General features: G+C 38.0%; 13 protein-coding genes. 8 read left to right on the top strand and 5 right to left on the bottom strand.

Annotated elements, in window-relative coordinates; genetic code table 11:
- Positions 1 to 20 precede the first annotated feature (20 nt).
- Positions 21 to 899, bottom strand: a complete 879-nt coding sequence (locus tag BM361_RS04305) for a pirin family protein (protein ID WP_038264321.1) — start codon at positions 897 to 899, stop codon at positions 21 to 23.
- A gap of 128 nt (positions 900 to 1,027) precedes the next feature.
- Positions 1,028 to 1,618, bottom strand: a complete 591-nt coding sequence (locus BM361_RS04300; protein ID WP_074977172.1) for a Crp/Fnr family transcriptional regulator — start codon at positions 1,616 to 1,618, stop codon at positions 1,028 to 1,030.
- A 106-nt stretch (positions 1,619 to 1,724) separates the two neighbouring features.
- Between BM361_RS04300 and BM361_RS04295 the strand changes: the two genes are divergently transcribed.
- From BM361_RS04295 to BM361_RS04265, 8 genes are all read left to right on the top strand, one after another.
- On the top strand, positions 1,725 to 2,132 hold the full coding sequence (locus BM361_RS04295) for a Fur family transcriptional regulator (RefSeq protein WP_217643755.1): 408 nt from the start codon (positions 1,725 to 1,727) through the stop codon (positions 2,130 to 2,132).
- 43 nt (positions 2,133 to 2,175) lie between these two features.
- On the top strand, positions 2,176 to 2,478 hold the full coding sequence (locus tag BM361_RS17235) for a DUF6660 family protein (RefSeq protein ID WP_394331292.1): 303 nt from the start codon (positions 2,176 to 2,178) through the stop codon (positions 2,476 to 2,478).
- 95 nt (positions 2,479 to 2,573) lie between these two features.
- Complete coding sequence (locus BM361_RS04290; RefSeq protein WP_074977169.1) at positions 2,574 to 6,899, top strand: CusA/CzcA family heavy metal efflux RND transporter; 4,326 nt, start codon at positions 2,574 to 2,576, stop codon at positions 6,897 to 6,899.
- A 4-nt stretch (positions 6,900 to 6,903) separates the two neighbouring features.
- Positions 6,904 to 8,094, top strand: coding sequence for an efflux RND transporter periplasmic adaptor subunit (locus BM361_RS04285; protein WP_074977167.1), 1,191 nt, complete (start codon positions 6,904 to 6,906; stop codon positions 8,092 to 8,094).
- 32 nt (positions 8,095 to 8,126) lie between these two features.
- Positions 8,127 to 10,097, top strand: coding sequence for a heavy metal translocating P-type ATPase (locus BM361_RS04280; protein ID WP_074977165.1), 1,971 nt, complete (start codon positions 8,127 to 8,129; stop codon positions 10,095 to 10,097).
- A 176-nt stretch (positions 10,098 to 10,273) separates the two neighbouring features.
- On the top strand, positions 10,274 to 10,687 hold the full coding sequence (locus BM361_RS04275) for a VOC family protein (RefSeq protein WP_074977163.1): 414 nt from the start codon (positions 10,274 to 10,276) through the stop codon (positions 10,685 to 10,687).
- A gap of 113 nt (positions 10,688 to 10,800) precedes the next feature.
- Complete coding sequence (locus BM361_RS04270; RefSeq protein ID WP_074977161.1) at positions 10,801 to 11,193, top strand: hypothetical protein; 393 nt, start codon at positions 10,801 to 10,803, stop codon at positions 11,191 to 11,193.
- Positions 11,194 to 11,286: 93 nt separating this feature from the next.
- Positions 11,287 to 12,321 (top strand): TQO small subunit DoxD, encoded by a 1,035-nt coding sequence (locus tag BM361_RS04265; protein ID WP_074977160.1) that lies wholly within the window; start codon positions 11,287 to 11,289, stop codon positions 12,319 to 12,321.
- A 70-nt stretch (positions 12,322 to 12,391) separates the two neighbouring features.
- On the opposite strand, the gene BM361_RS04260 is transcribed toward BM361_RS04265, so the two are convergent.
- The 3 genes from BM361_RS04260 to BM361_RS04250 all read right to left on the bottom strand — a co-directional run bounded on the left by BM361_RS04260 (position 12,392) and on the right by BM361_RS04250 (position 17,154).
- A complete protein-coding gene (locus tag BM361_RS04260) occupies positions 12,392 to 12,910 on the bottom strand; it encodes a hypothetical protein (RefSeq protein ID WP_038264335.1) in 519 nt (172 codons plus the stop codon).
- A gap of 236 nt (positions 12,911 to 13,146) precedes the next feature.
- Positions 13,147 to 15,039, bottom strand: coding sequence for a helix-turn-helix domain-containing protein (locus BM361_RS04255; RefSeq protein WP_074977158.1), 1,893 nt, complete (start codon positions 15,037 to 15,039; stop codon positions 13,147 to 13,149).
- A gap of 222 nt (positions 15,040 to 15,261) precedes the next feature.
- Positions 15,262 to 17,154 (bottom strand): helix-turn-helix domain-containing protein, encoded by a 1,893-nt coding sequence (locus BM361_RS04250; protein WP_074977156.1) that lies wholly within the window; start codon positions 17,152 to 17,154, stop codon positions 15,262 to 15,264.
- Between the last annotated feature and the right edge of the window lie 245 nt (positions 17,155 to 17,399).

The raw sequence follows: 17,399 nt of genomic DNA, 5'->3' as shown, positions 1-17,399 counted from the left end.
GTTTTTAAAAAATCAAACTATTAATCTTCAAGATACCCAAATTTCCCCAGATTGAAGTCTTCAAAAGCCTGTAATATTTCAGCTTTATAGTTCATTACAAAGGGGCCATGGGCTGCGATAGGTTCATTTAGAGGCTCTCCGCTTAAAATCAGTATTTTAGCATCTTCTGATGCTTTAATAGTGAAGGTTTCGCCTTCATTTTCAAACAACACAAAACGGTCGGTTTCGGCCTGTTCCGATCCATTTACCATAATGTTACCTTCCAAAACCAATAACCCGGTGTTATAATGTGCGGGAAAGGAAAATTGAGCTTCTCCATTTTTGTTTAATGATACATTGTACATCTGTACCGGTGAAAAAGTAGTAGCAGGGCCTTTCACATCCATGTATTCTCCGGCTATTACCGCTACCTCCCCTTGATCATCCGGAAGTTGAAATCTTCCCATTTGGTCACTTTTAATCCCCTGATATTTTGGATCAGACATTTTGAATGCTGCGGGAAGATTAACCCATAATTGTACCATTTGGAAATCACCACCCTCCTTACTAAAATGCTCTTCGTGATATTCTTTATGTAAAACACCTGAGGCCGCTGTCATCCACTGTACATCACCTTCACCTATAACTCCGCTGTTGCCCGCACTATCGTGGTGTGCTACTTTTCCTTTATAAGCAATTGTAACAGTTTCAAACCCTCTATGTGGATGAACCCCTACTCCTTTCGGTTGATCGCTTGGTGGGAAGTAAAACTTAGAATTATAATCGAACATAATAAACGGGTCCATTCGCTGCATATCTAAATGGTATCCACCGGGTATAAAATTATGCACCCTAAAACCATCGCCAACGAAATGCGGTGCTGGTGGTGCTACTACCAATTCTACTTTTTTTGTCTTCATTATAAATCTCCTTTTAATTACACTGTAAAATTAAACTAAGGTAAGGGCCTATGCATTGATGTATGGTAAGAAGTATTAAAACCACAGGCGCAATGAGGAAATCTTTACAACCTTGAAGTCAACGAGTTTTATGGCTTGAAATTCTTTTTTGCCAACTCCTTCCGAACCCTGCTTAAACTTTCGGGGGTAATCCCTAAATATGATGCAATCATCCACTGCGGTACCCTCAGGGTTAAATCGTAATGCATTTGAACGAAATCGAGGTATCTGCTTTCAGCAGATGCTCCCAAAAGCATATTGATTCTTTTCTGAAGATGTCTGATGTGGTTATGTAAGAGTTTATTATTGTGTCTCCTAAAAGATTCACTTTGTTTTGACAAAGCATTGATCAGCTCTTTATCGATTAAAATAACCGTTGTATCTTCAATAGCTTCAATGAAATAATCTGCCGGTTCATTAAAATAAGCACTGCTTCGATCGGACATCAGCCAACTTTCCGAGGCAAATTGAATGATATGCTCTTTTCCTTGTTCGTCGACCGTATAAGCTCTGAGGAGTCCTTTTTCGACAAAAAATGTATGATGGCATATCTCGCCAGGCCGTAATAAGTATGATCCTTTTTTAAAATCTAAGGATTTTACCGTTCTCGACAGCGCTTCACATTTTGACGATTCAATTCCCGATTTATCTACCAGGTAGGCTTTAAAATTTTCGAACATTAATGAGGTCGTTATATACACAGTAACTTAAAACTTAAATATAGTCAGTTTAAATCACAATATGTAGTCGTATTTTGTAATTTTGAAGATAGTAATAATGATCGAAATGAATCTTGAGAATGCATTAAATAAACATCAGATCAAACCTACTTCCATGCGGATCTTAGTTTTAAAGCAGCTTATATCCTCAAAAAGTGCTATGAGCCTAAGTGATCTGGAAGCCTGTTTTGATCGCGTGGATAAAACCACCTTATATCGTACTTTAAAGACATTTGAAGAAAAAAAGCTTATCCATAGTATTGAAGACGGTACCGGTTCTTTAAAGTACGCCATGTGCGAAGAAAATTGTAACTGTGAACCACAAGATCAGCATATACATTTTCACTGCTCTGTTTGTGAAGAAACCTTTTGCTTTATGAAGTCCAAGATTCCCTCCACCAATATCCCGTCTGGTTTTAAGGTTACGAGTGCCACTATGGTTTATAAAGGGGTATGTCCTAATTGTGAATCTTAACTTTTGCAAATTGGTTGCATAAATTAATTACTATATTTACCATGTGAAAACGATAGCATTCATACTCGCAATTTTTCTAATCAGCTTATCCATGGCTCCCTGCTCTGATGCAGAAGTTAAGGCGGATTGTGAAATGCAGGTTGCCTCTGACCACAGTGATCACGAACAACATGTAGACTTATGTTCTCCGTTTTGTGTATGTCAGTGTTGCCATTCTCACACTACTTTTCCTACGCAACTTTTTGAAACCAAAGGTTCCACTATCATATTGTCTTTTACGAGTATTTATATTGACTTAGTGATGGACTCACACCTAAACAGGTTACTTCGACCACCACAGGTTTAATTCAATATTTTAAATAACGTATTATTTTATAATCTTCTGAAATACACAGACAGATTACCAATACCCTATAATTAAGTTGAATTAAAACCATAATCATGATTAACAGAATCATTGATTTCTCAATCAATAATAAATTTATAATTGGGTTGTTCACCCTGGCTATTATTGGAACGGGCATATGGAGTATGACCAAAGTTCCGATAGATGCAGTACCCGATATTACCAATAACCAGGTACAAATAATTACCCAGGCCCCTAATTTAGGTACCGAAGAAATTGAACAATTTGTAACCTACCCCGTGGAATTAGCAATGAGCAACCTACCCGAGGTGGAAGAGATACGCTCTATCTCACGTTTTGGACTATCTGTCGTAACCATTGTTTTCAATGATAATATGGGAACTTACCTGCCACGACAGTTGGTATCTGAAAAGTTACCCGAAATTCAGGAACAAATTCCGGAGGGATTTGGAAAACCGACAATGGGTCCGATTTCGACCGGGTTGGGTGAAATCTACCAATACACCCTTGAGGTAGACAGCACTTACGCAGACCGATATAATGAAACCGAATTGCGCACCATACAAGACTGGATTATCAGAAGGCAAATGGCTATGGTACCGGGCGTTATCGAGGTAAATGCCTTTGGAGGTAACAAGAAACAATATGAAATTGCAGTTAAACCAGATGAACTCAGGGCTATCGGACTATCCATTTCGGATGTATTCAAAGCGCTGGAAAATAACAATCAGAATACTGGTGGTGCATATATTGAAAAGAACCATCAGGCAAATTTTATCAGGGGTGAAGGTTTAGTAAAATCTGTTTCTGATATAGAAAACATTGTTGTCAAGAATGTCAACAATATTCCCATACGTATCAAGGACATCAGCAATGTTACTATTGGCAACGCCGTTAGATATGGAGCTCTTACAAAAGATGGTAAAGGTGAAGTAGTCGGTGGAATGATCTTAATGTTAAAAGGTGCCAACTCTAATAACGTCATCAATCATGTTAAGGATCGTATGCAGCAAATTCAGCAATCCTTACCCGAAGGAGTTTCGGTAAAACCATTTTTGGATAGAAGTGAGCTGATCAGTGAAACTACGGGTACCGTCACGAATAACCTGCTGGAGGGTGGTCTTATTGTAATTTTTGTACTTGTTCTTTTATTAGGAAATTGGAGGGGTGGACTTATTGTGGCTTCCACTATTCCGTTATCGTTATTGTTTGCCTTTATTCTAATGCACCTATTCGGGGTTTGGGCCAATTTAATGAGTCTTGGTGCCATTGACTTTGGAATTATCGTTGATGGTGCGGTGATCATTGTAGAAAGTACTGTATTCTTAATTGTCACTAAAGCCAACAGTAATAAAGAACTCTCAGAAAAGCAACGTGATAAAATCGCAGCATCTGCATCCAAAAAAATGATGAATTCTGCCTTCTTCGGCCAGCTCATCATCCTTATTGTTTTCATACCTATTCTAGCATTAGAAGGTGTTGAAGGTAAAATGTTCCAACCCATGGCTCTTACTTTTATATTTGCCATGGTGGGTGCTATGATCCTTTGTTTGACTTACGTGCCAATGGTCTCTGCCTTGTTTTTAAGGGGGTCAAAAACTCTGAAACAATCTTATGGGGATCGTTTTGTTCATTGGATTGAAAGTAAATATGAACCGATCTTATCAAAGGCTTTAGAAAAAGGTAAATACATTGTTGGAGGTGCGGTGGTTATTTTTGCTTTCATCGTTTTCCTTTTCAGTAGAATGGGTGGTGAATTCATTCCACAGCTCGATGAGGGAGATATTGCCTTTCACGCTATCTTAAAACCCGGCAGTTCACTTTCTGAGACCATTGAAACCACCACAAAAATAGAGCGCATCATTAAAGCTGATTTTCCCGAAGTAACATCAGTTATAAGCAGGATTGGTGTTGCGGACGTTCCTACCGATCCAATGCCGATGGATATAGCCGATGTCTTTGTTATTTTAAAAGACCCTTCCGAATTTGTTTCAGCACCTAATAAAGCAGCGCTGGTGGATCGAATAAAAGAGGCAGTTAGCATTGTACCCGGTGTAAATTACGAATTTACCCAACCTATAGAAATGCGTTTTAATGAGCTGTTAACAGGAGTACGTGAAGATGTTGCCATTAAACTCTTCGGTGAAGACCTGGAGGTACTGGCTGCAAAGGCCGAAGAAATCGGTAAACTCATTGCCAACATTCCAGGCGTGGCCGATATGAAAGTAGAAGCAACCACTGGTCAGCCGCAAATTTCTGTAGCTTATAACCGAAGTAAACTTGCACAATATGGCTTACAGATCAATGAACTTAATACCATTGTAGAAGCTGCTTTCGCAGGAGCTAATGCCGGGGTTATCTTTGAGGGTGAAAAGCGCTTCGATCTTGTGGTGCGTTTACAGAAAAACAGTCGAACGGATATTTCCGATCTCAAAAACCTATTTGTTACCCTGTCATCCGGTAGTCAGATTCCTTTGAGGGAGGTGGCGGAGATAAGCTATCGACCGGGTCCCATGCAAATAAGCAGAGACAACACTAACCGTCGTACCTATGTAGGGATTAACATCAGGGACCGGGATGTTAAATCGGTGGTAGAAGACATACAACAAAAATTACAAGAAAGCTTTCAGCTGCCTCCTGGTTATTATATTCGTTACGGGGGAGCCTTCGAAAATCTCGAGCGAGCCAGCAACCGACTACAGACGGTGGTTCCCATAGCACTATTCCTGATATTCATTCTTATCTATTTTGCGTTAAAATCATTTCCTCAGACTTTAATGATCTACGTTGCCATTCCTATGGCTACGATCGGTGGGGTACTCGCCTTATGGTTCCGCGATTTACCATTCAGTATTTCCGCTGGTGTTGGATTCATCGTGCTATTTGGGGTAGCGGTATTAAATGGTTTGGTAATGATTAGCGGATTAAATGAATTAAAGGAAGAAGGAGTTACCAACCTGAGAGAACGAATCCTGAAAGGAACGAAAAGACGTATTCGTCCTATTATGCTTACTGCATTTACGGATGTGCTTGGATTTTTACCAATGGCCCTATCTGCTTCGGCTGGAGCTGAAGTGCAAAGACCCCTTGCAACCGTGGTTATTGGAGGATTAATCACTTCTACTCTACTCACCTTATTCATTCTACCGATATTATATCATTGGGTTGAAAACAAATCGAAACCGATGAAAGTACCTAAGAAACAACTAGCTACCATTACAGCTGTTATCTTCATCATTATTGTTCCTAATAGCATTAATGCACAAAACCAACCATATCCTGAGATCGGTTTAGGAGAGGCTATACAATTAGCCGAAAGAAACTATCCGTTGCTACAACAGCAATTACTGGAAATGGAAAAACAGGAAGCATTGCAAGGCACGGCGTTCGACCTTGGAACTACCCAGGTTTTTACCGGAGGGGAAGAAATAAATGAGGAAGCCGGTATATATACGACCGTTGGTATCAGTCAATCGAATATTGATCTCCTTGGTATTTTTTCCAAAAAGCGACTGCAACAAAAAAGGATCGAATTGGCGGAAAACATTTATCAGTTAACACAACTGGAGGTTTCTACCGAAGTAAAAAAAGCATGGGCCCATACTTTGCAACAAAAAAGGAAACTTAATCTGTATGTTGAACTGGACTCCATTTATAAGAATTTCTCAAAAGCGGTTACCTTAAATTATGAGGTAGAGGCTATTTCTAAACTGGAATATTTAGCAGCGAGAAATCAAGCCTTGAAAATACAGAACCAATTAGCTCAAACGAAAAAGGATTATGAGATTTCCTTGCAGCAATTGAATCTATGGCTCGGTGCAGACACGGTATATACGGTTACTGATGATTTAACTATACCCGTTATAGATGTAAAGGAAATGCATCTTGAGAGTCACCCGGCATTTTTAACGAATGAGAAACGTGTCGAACTGGCTGAATCGAATTATAAAAATGCCAAGGCCGGGATGCTACCTAAATTTAATCTTCAGGGAGGACTGCAGGAGATTAATAATAATACGGGGTTTTATAGTTACCAGGCCGGAATCTCGGTGCCTTTTCTTTCGGGAAAAGATCGGGCTAAAATCAAGAAAGCTAAATATGATGCCGCTATTGTAAAATCGGAAGTAAATTATCAAAATCGAGTGATCAGATCTGAAATGGTTCAGGCAGTTGCCAATTATGAAAAATGGGCACAATCGTGGGAATTTTATGCTAATGAAGTTTTGCCTCTGGCCAAAGAACAACGATCCGGAGCCTTAATGGCTTATAAGGAAGGAGCCATTGACTATAGTGGTTTTTCACAGATGATCAAAGATGCTATTGCTTCTGAGGTTGCCGCTCAGGAAGCTTTGGCCAACTATTTAAACAGCATGTTTCAATTACAATATTTCAAACAATAATACGATGAAAAAGTTAATATATAAAAGCCTCTTTTTAATCCTGTCCGTCTTCACAATTGTAGGTTGTGGAACTAATAAAAGTGATAACGATGGTCATGGCCATGAACATAACGAAGATGCTGAACAGGAGACTCATAATAATAAAGTAACCCTGTCTAACAGTCAATTTGAAGCGTTACAAATGAAGGTAGACACACTTCATAACAGAAACATGAGTGGTTATGTTGAAGCCAATGGAACGCTTGAAGTTCCTCCTCAGAATGAAGCCTCAGTAACTGCCGTTATTGGAGCCAATGTTACCGATATCGAGGTTATTGAGGGAGATGAAGTTAAAAAGGGTCAGGTAATAGCTTACCTGGCGCATCCGAACATTATAAATATACAGACTGACTATTTAAACGCTTTCAGCGATGGGGAGTTCTTAAAAAAGGACTACGAGCGACAAAAGAAACTATATGATGCGGGGGTCGGTTCCGGAATGAATTATCAAAAAGCTGAAGCCGCCTATTTAGCCTCGAAAGCGCGCATTAATGGATTAGAAGCACAATTAAAGATCTTAAACATTAATGCTGCGGCAGTGCGTAATGGAAACATACAACAAAAGGTAGGGCTGCGAAGTCCGATAGAAGGTTTCATTCAAAAGGTAGAGGTAAAAACAGGCCAATATGTAGCGCCGCAAACGGAACTTTTTGAGGTGGTAAATACGCATCATGTTCATGCAGATTTAATGGTCTTTGAGAAAGACGTTCAAAAAGTGAAGAAAGGGCAAAAAGTTCGCTTCCAGGTTCAGTCTTTACCTGATGAAGAGCTTTCTGCTGAGATTTACTCTGTGGGCAAAACTTTTGAAGAAAGTCCGAAGGCCGTCCATATTCATGCTGAGATCGAAAATAAAAAGGGACATTTAATTCCAGGGATGTATATACAGGGTCGCGTAGAGATCGATAATAACCGAGTAATTGCCATTCCTACTTCAGGAATTGTTAAAGACGGGGATACATTTTATGCATTTACTGCAGAAAAAGAAGAAAACGGCTGGAGTTTCGCACCTGTAAAACTCATTAAAACAGGTGAAGACCTAAAATGGAGTGCGGTTAACTTTATTGATTCTATACCTCCCGGTTCCAGGTTTGCGTTTAACAATGCTTATTATTTATTAGCGGAAATGAAAAAAGGAGAAGCAGAACATAGTCATTAATTATTCTTTTAATTAAATAAAATATCAATGCCATGGAGACTAGCAATCATCATCATCACGATAAAGGAATTTTCGGAAAGCATACAGAGCTTATTTTTTCGATCATTAGTGGCGTTGTCCTCGGACTAGGGTTTACTTTGAGTTATATAGTAACTGTTCCTTTGTGGTGTAGTTTTGCTCTTTACCTGCTGGCATACTTCTTTGGTGGTTTTTACACCACCAAAGAAGCTATTGAAACGGTTGTCAAGGGAGGGTTTGAAATTGACTTTTTAATGCTTGTAGCGGCAATCGGAGCGGCCATATTAGGTGAATGGGCAGAAGGAGCTCTTTTACTTTTCTTATTTAGTCTTGGGCATTCTTTAGAGCATTTCGCTATGCACAAAGCCAAAAGTTCGATCGCAGCACTCGCTGAGATCTCTCCTAAAACTGCCTTTTTAAAATTAAATGGAGAAACAACAGAAGTTGCTATTGATACCCTCAAACCCGGAGATGTCATCTTCATAAAACCACACACTAAGATAGCTGCAGATGGTGTCGTCATTAAGGGTAATAGCAGTGTAAACCAGGCTTCAATTACCGGGGAGAGTATTCCGGTAGATAAAATTGCTATGGAAGGATCGGTCAATGAATTGTTACAGACGAAGACTATCCCTTCGGAACACCAGGTTTATTCAGGAACTCTGAACGGGAGTAATTCGATGGAAGTGCTCGTCCTTAAAAAGTCGACCGATACCACACTGGCCAAACTTATAACACTGGTTAAAGAGGCCCAAACGCAAAAATCACCCTCACAATTGTTTACAGACAAATTCGAAAAATACTTTGTTCCATCTGTTTTAATTCTAGTGGTAGCTTTACATTTTGCTTTTTTAGTCATTGATGAAAGCTTCAGTGAGAGTTTTTATCGAGCCATGGCTGTTTTGGTAGCCGCCAGTCCGTGTGCCTTAGCTATTTCAACACCCAGTGCCGTGCTAAGTGGCGTAGCTCGGGCAGCCAGGAGTGGCGTGCTCATTAAAGGGGGTAAACCTTTGGAAGATTTAGGAGTTCTTAAAGCCATAGCTTTCGATAAGACAGGTACACTGACGGAAGGAAAACCAAAATTAATTGATGTACTTCCATTATCAGCAACTACTGAAAACGAACTGTTACAAACGGTAATTGCCGTAGAAAAGTTAAGTGATCATCCCCTTGCCAAAGCAATTGTAAAAGATGGATTGCAACGAATTGGCGATTTAAAACTTCCAAAAGCACAAGATCTGGAAGCGTATATGGGACAAGGAATAAAAGCTATCTTAAATAAGGAATCCGTCTATATTGGTAATATAGAATTGTTTCAGGCTATTGACCTGACCCCTCCGGAACATATTTCATCAAAAATAAACGCCCTGGCTAAAGAAGGAAAAACAACCATGCTTGTTTGTAAAAATAATTCTTTTATAGGCATTATTACTGTTATGGATACGCCAAGGGAAGAAGCCGGGGAAACATTAGAGCAACTCAAGGATATTGGCATTGAACAAATGATCATGATTTCGGGGGATCATCAGCTCGTCGCTAAAACTATTGCTCAAAAGATCGGACTCACTGACGCCTGGGGCGAACTATTGCCGGAAGACAAAGTTACTGCAATTAGAAAGCTTATAGAACAACATAGAAAAGTAGCTATGGTTGGTGATGGAGTTAATGATGCTCCGGCCATGGCACATAGTACAGTTGGCATTGCCATGGGTGCTGCCGGTAGTGAGGTGGCTCTGGAAACTGCTGATATTGCACTGATGGGAGACAAACTCAACAAATTACCTTTTGCCATTGCCTTAAGCAGGAAGGCAAAAAATATCATCAGGCAAAACCTTTTCATTAGTTTGGGCATGGTTGCGATTTTAATACCATTAACCGTTGCAGGGATTGCTACTATAGGTCCGGCTGTATTAATGCATGAGGGTTCAACTCTTGTTGTCGTATTCAATGCCTTGCGTTTATTGAGGTTTGATTATAAAGTGTAAAACGATTCGCTATAATGGTGTTAGATTATTTTATAGATCTACCCCTGTATATACATAAGATAAAGCTTACTAAAAATAAGGCTTTTTCCTTTTTTAACACATGCTTTTTCAATCATGATCTTTATTTTATATCTTCGAACGATCAAATCTATTTAATAACCTAAAAACAGGGTGTCATGAAACCAAAAAATATCTGGGCAAATTTTGGCGTAGCAAGCACAGAAAGAACACAAGCCTTCTATTCTTCATTAGGTTTTAAACAAAACGGTTATGCGACTAAAGAATTGGTCAGTTTTTTATTTGGTGAGAATGAATTTGTAATTCATTTTTTTCATAGGGATCAACTGAGCAATAGTATTGAGGGTGCTATAGCTGATTTAAATGAAGGAAATGAAATTATGTTTACCCTATCGGTTGAAACCATGGATGAATTTATTACTTGGATTGATGAAGTAAAAAATACCGGGGGCAAAATTTTCTTTAATTCGCTGAAGGACAGAAAGAAATTTTACGATGAAAATGGGTATTATGTTTGCGTTTTTGCCGATCCGGATGGACACAAATTTAATTTATTCTACAACGCTAACTAGATTCTTCTTTTATAACCACTCCTTATGAATTCTATTCGCATATAAAAGGATATTTAAAGTTATCTTAAAGGTGATTTTTCTCCACTTATTTTTTTACATCTTTGTCTGACGACATGAAAAAACACACGAAATCTATAAAGCAATTATTAAGAGGAGGCACTGTCCTACTCTTTTTTGTGGTGGTTTTGTTGTCTTCGTGTTCCCTACGCAAACCGGTACAACACTTTTTAGATCTCTCTGTTGCTAAACAGCTCAACGTTGGTAAATCAACTTTTAACACGGTAGCATCCTGTTATGATTACAGTGAAAAAGTCGCCTTAACCAAGTCTGGGCATTCCAAAACAAAAATAGTTCTCAGCCTTCCGTTTATTTCCCCTAACGAATTAAATTATCGTAGCCGGGAAGGTGAAGATATACTTCTAAAAGGCCATAATAAGTCAGGATGGCCTGCAATGACGAAAATACCGGGCTATATTTTATTCAAAAAGCTTCGACTTCATCTGTAATGTTTTCGTTACATCAACAAACAAAAGACTTGTAGTTCGAACCGGTACTACAGGAATTATTTTAAATAATCATTATTTAACTTATTAATTAAAATGGAAAACATTCAGTATAAAAATAAACTGGAAGCATATCAGCTATCCGGATTATTCACTACCGCCTTGCGTTTGGTTGTAGGGTGGACCTATTTTTCAGCTTTTTGGCGACGCCTGTTTTTAGCCAATAAACTCGATCCGAATACTACAGGTTATATCGGGGAGAAATTCAATCATTTTTTACCAAATGCATTAGGGATACAGGGCTTTATCGAGTATCTCGTTACGCATCCGGAAACTTTATGGTGGACCATGGTGATTTTTACCATTATAGAAGGGATTGTAGGCTTGCTGTTTATGTTTGGGTTTCTAACGCGACTCATGAGCATAGGCGTTTTTGGTTTGGCCATGGGTATTTTACTCGGTGCAGGATGGATAGGCACCACCTGCCTTGATGAATGGCAAATAGGTGTTTTGGGAATCGCTGCCGGATTTACCATATTTATGAGTGGTGGAGGTACCTTTTCATTGGATTCATTTATAATCCGGAACCATGCGTCGATTGCTCAAAGAAAATGGTTCTCACTATTGGGCTCCGGTATACTTCCTGTTCACATGAAAAAACTACCCAGGATTGTTGCCATAGGTTCGGGAATCATTTTATTTATAACCTTGTTTACCAATCAATATTTCCACGGTGGTGTTTGGGGAGACCTCCATAACAAATCGGTAAAACCAAAAATTGAAATAGCAGATGCTCAAATTAAGGAGAACTTATTAACATTTGAAATGTACAGAACCCAAGGGGTCGATGTATACGGTTCATTTTTAATTGGAATAAGCCTGAGAGATGAACAGAACCAAACCATTATTCATTTAGATGGGAAGGCTCTATCCCAAAAAGAATCTATTGAAATAAACAATCGTTATATCGCTAAGATAAAGCCAGGTGCGCACAGCCTGATAATTCCTTTGGGGGCGAAGGCAATTATAAGTCTTCAACTCCCTAAAGATCTGAACTATACTAATAATTCCTATACATTAATTCTAACGGATATTAGTGGTGTGAAATGGGAACAGGTCATTCGTCCATAATATATGTTATGCAAAGAATGACCATTTCCAATTATAAAAAAGCATGGTTTTTCAACCATGCTTTTAAATTTTACTCTTTGACTACAGCCAGGAGATTTATCGTTATATTTTTATTCAATTTATCCTTGCTGAGTTTTAATTGATATTCGCGCTTTACAATATCATTATCGCTGTATTGATTGATATACTTATCAGCTACAATTGCCCAACCGGGATGCTCTTCGCATACCATTTCCATTACTGCTGCCGGAAGTGCAATATTTTTAAAACGCTCAACGGCAGAAATGATGTACCCTTCTTCACTGTAAACCGCCTTAATCTTTCCGTGTGATCCATAAAACTCTACAGCAAATGGAGACAATCCATCTTTAAATTCTTCCGTATCCCTGATATCAAAACGAGCGGCTCGTTCTTGTAATTGCAATGCTTTCTTTGGAGTCCATTCATCGCGAACCGTGTTTAAATAATCCATGTTCAAGGGAGTTACTACCACATCCTCCAAAATAATCCCATCAAAAATACCATGATTAGACTGTGCAAATCCGAGGCTGGTCAGACCAAATAATAAAACCATTATTAAAGCTTTCATAATTCATTGTTTTTAAGGTTAAACATTTACTATTATTGTATTTATTGGAATACAATTCATATCTAAAACTTATTTAATGAGCGTTTTTGTGGAGTACTTATAGGTACTAGAAAAACCTATTCAAAATTGCAATAATTATGAAAGTTGCACTTAACAAGTATGTTGTAGAAAAATGTAATTTTTTGAAAAATTATGTTGCAGAGGGAATCAGGTTGCATGCGTGGTAACTTATGGTGCTATTGAATGTAGTTACCATCTTTATCATAGTAGTAATCATACAATTTCTTTTTTTTCACAATGGCCTTAAAGCGAGGATTATTCACATAATCTTTATAACAAGGGCGAACTACAAAATAATCATTCAATGAATTTTCATCGAATGCTCGTTCCAGAGCGCTTATCGACATTTCTTCATCCCCCAGATATGCATATAATTCCGATTGATATTGGGGAAAATTAGTTTTTGTTATTTGCCATTCCAGAAGGCCTTCATATCCTTTTATTGAATAGATGCTATCAATTTCTTTTGAATGATCTTTAGGGTATGCTATTTCCGCGTATTTCTTCAATGCATCAACCGCTTCGCTCACATTGCCCAATACATAATTAACATGACTTTTACCAATTAGCATCCAGGATTGATTATTGCTGAGCTCTTCACATATGATGATCTCTTCTAAAGTTTCTTCATATTGCTCCTCATTGGCATAAATGAAGGCACTATAATGATGGTTTAAAAAAGATAATGGATCATTCTTTATAGCCTTATCTATGTACATCCGAGCTTCTTTTTTATTTCCAATCAAATAGGAAAACTGAGAATATGCCCTAAGGATTCTGGGACTATTGGGCTCTAAGTTTATAGCCTTCATGTAAGCAGATGCGGCTCCCTTCCAGTTTTTTTCAGCCTCATAGCATAAAGCCAGTATAGCATGTGCCTCTCCCAGATTTTCATCCAGTTCTAAAGCTTTTAAAGCTAATGCTCTCTTTTTTTCAATATTTGGTTCCAAGGGTTTATCCAGCGATATATTAAATGCATCAGCCAACCCTAAATACGCACGGGCATAATTAGGATCTTCGTTAATGGCCTCTTTAAAATAAGACATTGCTATTTGCATGCTTTCTTTGCTCATTTTATCATGGTGAAACCTCCCTAATTGATAATATTCAAGTGCTTTAATATTCTTCGTTCCTGAGCTTGATAATTCCTTAGTTTGTTCAGGGGTAAGGGCCAGATGCATGGCAGAGGTTACAGTCATTGCAATCTCGGTTTGGGTTGAAAATATATCATTGAGCTCCCGATCATAAATATGAGACCAGATCTGATCATCATCTTTAGCATTTAATAGCTGAATATTTATTCGAATTTGATCTGCATCGCGTTGAACACTTCCTTCAATAATATAATTAACATTTAGCTCCTCGGCTATTTGAGGAATTGTTATAGAAGCACGTTCCCGGTACACATTAGAAGACGTTCTGGATATTACACTAATACCCTGAACTCTAGAAAGTCTGTTAATCAAATCATCAACGAGCCCATCTACAAAATATTGATTTTGTTCTTCGGCACTCAAATTCTGAAATGGCATAACCGCTATTGACTTCTCTATTGGAATCTCTCTGGTTGAACTTTGAGTGTTATCAGTATTCAGCAAGGTATATCCCACCCCGAAAATGATTATAAGAAGAATAACTACGGGATAAACAATTCTTGATATAACCCACGGTCTACCAGGCTTTACCACCTTTTGACTTTTTATTCTCTTATACAAAATGTTTGCAGATTGGTCTTTGGCCTCAGCAGGATGAAAGCCATAATATTTATAGAAACATTTGTGAAAATAGGAAGGACTGTTAAAGCCTACTTTATAAGCGATCTCAGATGCCGTATCGGAGCTATTTAATAAAAGTTCAAGGCTTTTTTCTAACCTGATTTCCCTAATAAAACAACTTATTGACTTTCCTGTTAGTTGCTTTAATTTCCTAAAAAGATTTGAGCGACTCATTCCGATATGTTCAGACAGCTGAGACACCCCAAAATTCTCATTGTCCAGATTGGCTAAAACAATCTGTCTGAGTTTTTGGAGTAAATCATCATGCTCCATATCATATGCAGACTTATACATCTTGGATTCCTCACTTAATATCTCCCTCTTTTAACGTATTGTACAAAGATACAAAAGACTTAAAACCAAACAGACAAACAGTTAAAAATCAGTTAATTAAACTACTTTAAAACAAATCAATTCAGCTCAATAAATTAAAATATGAGCGTTTTGAGGGAGTATCTATGTGTACGAAATATGTATGAAAAATTTCATTAATTGTTAACGTAGTAACTTATGGTGCTATTGAATGTAGTTACCATCTTTATCGTAGTAAAATTTATATAATTTCTTTTTCTTCACAATGGCCTTAAAACGTGGGTTATTCACATACTCTTTATAACAAGGTCTATATACGAAATAGTTATTCAGTAGATTTTCATCCAAGGCCTTTTCTAAGGTACGTATGGCCATTTCTTCATTTTCCAGAGCTGCATATAATTCCGATTGATATTGAGGGAAATTGGTTTTTGGTATTTGCCATTCCAAAAGTGCCTTATACCCGCTAATTGCATATATACTGTCAATTTCTTTGGAATAATCCGCTCCAAAAGCAACTTTAGCATAGGCTTTTAATGCAACAACGGCTTCATGGTCATTACCAAAATAATGGTTGATATGACTTTTCCCTAACAGCATCCATGGTTGATTTTTATTGAGTTCTTCACATATGATCAATTCTTCCATGGCCTTTTCATATTGTTCTTCGTTGGCATAAATAAAGGCACTAAAATGATGATTTAAAAAGGATAATGGATCGTATTTAATGGCTCTATCGATGTATACCCGAGCATCTTGCTTTTTCCTGGTCAAATACGAAAACTGAGAATAAGGTCTAAGAATTCTGGGATTATTAGGTTCTAAATTTATAGCCTTCATGTACTCAGTTGCAGCGGCTTTCCAGTTTTTTTCCGCTTCATAACACTCAGCAAGAATAGCATACGCTTCACCTAAACTTTTGTCTAAAGACAAAGCTTTTAACGCCAATTCTCTTTTTAATTTAACATTAGGAACATAAGGTTCGGCGGGCAGCATGCTGTAAGCGTCAGCCAACCCTATATAAGCCCTGGCAAATGTTGAGTCTTCCTCGATGGCTTCCTTAAAATATGAAATCCCCTTCCCTAAACTTTCGGTAGTCATTTTATCATGATGAAACCTCCCTAACTGATAGTGTTCCAAGGCCTTTAAATTCATAGTTCCAGAACTCGATAATTCTTTAGTTTGTTCAGGGGTAAGCACGAGGTGCATGGCAGAGGTTACCATCATGGCAATCTCGGTTTGGGTAGAAAATATATCATTGAGCTCCCTATCATAAATATGAGACCACACTTGTTCATCATTTTTAGCGTCGTTCAGTTGAACGTTAATCCGAATATTATTGGCATCCCGCTGTACACTACCTTCTATTAAATAAGCGACCCCTAATTCTCCGGCAATTTGTGGTACTGTTTTGGTACCTCGCTCCCGATACATATCTGATGAAGTACTGGAAATCACGCTGATACCTTCCACTTTTGAAAGTCTATTGATCAGATCGTCCACCAGGCCATCTACGAAGTATTGGTTGCTTGCATCCGAGCTTAAGTTTTGAAAAGGCAATATGGCTATGGACTTTTCCAATTCAATTTCCCCGGTTGAACTTTGAGTGTTATCAGTATTCAGCAAGGTATATCCCACCCCAAAAATGATTATAAGAAGAATAACCACTGGATAAACAATTCTTGGTATAATCCACGGCCTACCAGTCTTTACCACCTTTTGACTTTTTATTCTCTTATACAAAATGTCTGCAGATTGGTCTTTGGCCTCAGCAGGATGAAAGCCATAATATTTATAGAAACATTTGTGAAAATAGGAAGGACTGTTAAAGCCTACTTTATAAGCGATCTCAGATGCCGTATCGGAGCTATTTAATAAAAGTTCAAGGCTTTTTTCTAACCTGATTTCCCTAATAAAACAACTTATTGACTTTCCTGTTAGTTGCTTTAATTTCCTAAAAAGATTTGAGCGACTCATTCCGATATGTTCAGACAGCTGAGACACCCCAAAATTCTCATTGTCCAGATTGGCTAAAACAATCTGTCTGAGTTTTTGGAGTAAATCTTCATGACCCATATCATATGCAGACTTATACATCTTCGCTTCCTCATTTTAGATCGCTCCATTTTTAATACGTTGTACAAAGATACAAAAGACTTAACCCTAAAAAGTTAAACATTTAAAAATCAGCTAATTAAAATCCTTAAGATCTTAATAAGATTCATGGGTATAAAAATATCCAGGCCTCCTAAAACTTTTTATTACAAAACTGATTGTACATGTTTATTCAAAGTCTCTATTGTTCCTGTTTTTAAAAGCATTCAGCATTTTTACGTAGTAGT

It is taken from the genome of Zhouia amylolytica, from assembly GCF_900116365.1.
GTDB lineage: Bacteria > Bacteroidota > Bacteroidia > Flavobacteriales > Flavobacteriaceae > Zhouia > Zhouia amylolytica.
Note: the sequence above shows the minus strand (reverse complement) of the source record. Positions and strands in the feature narration are given on the sequence as shown.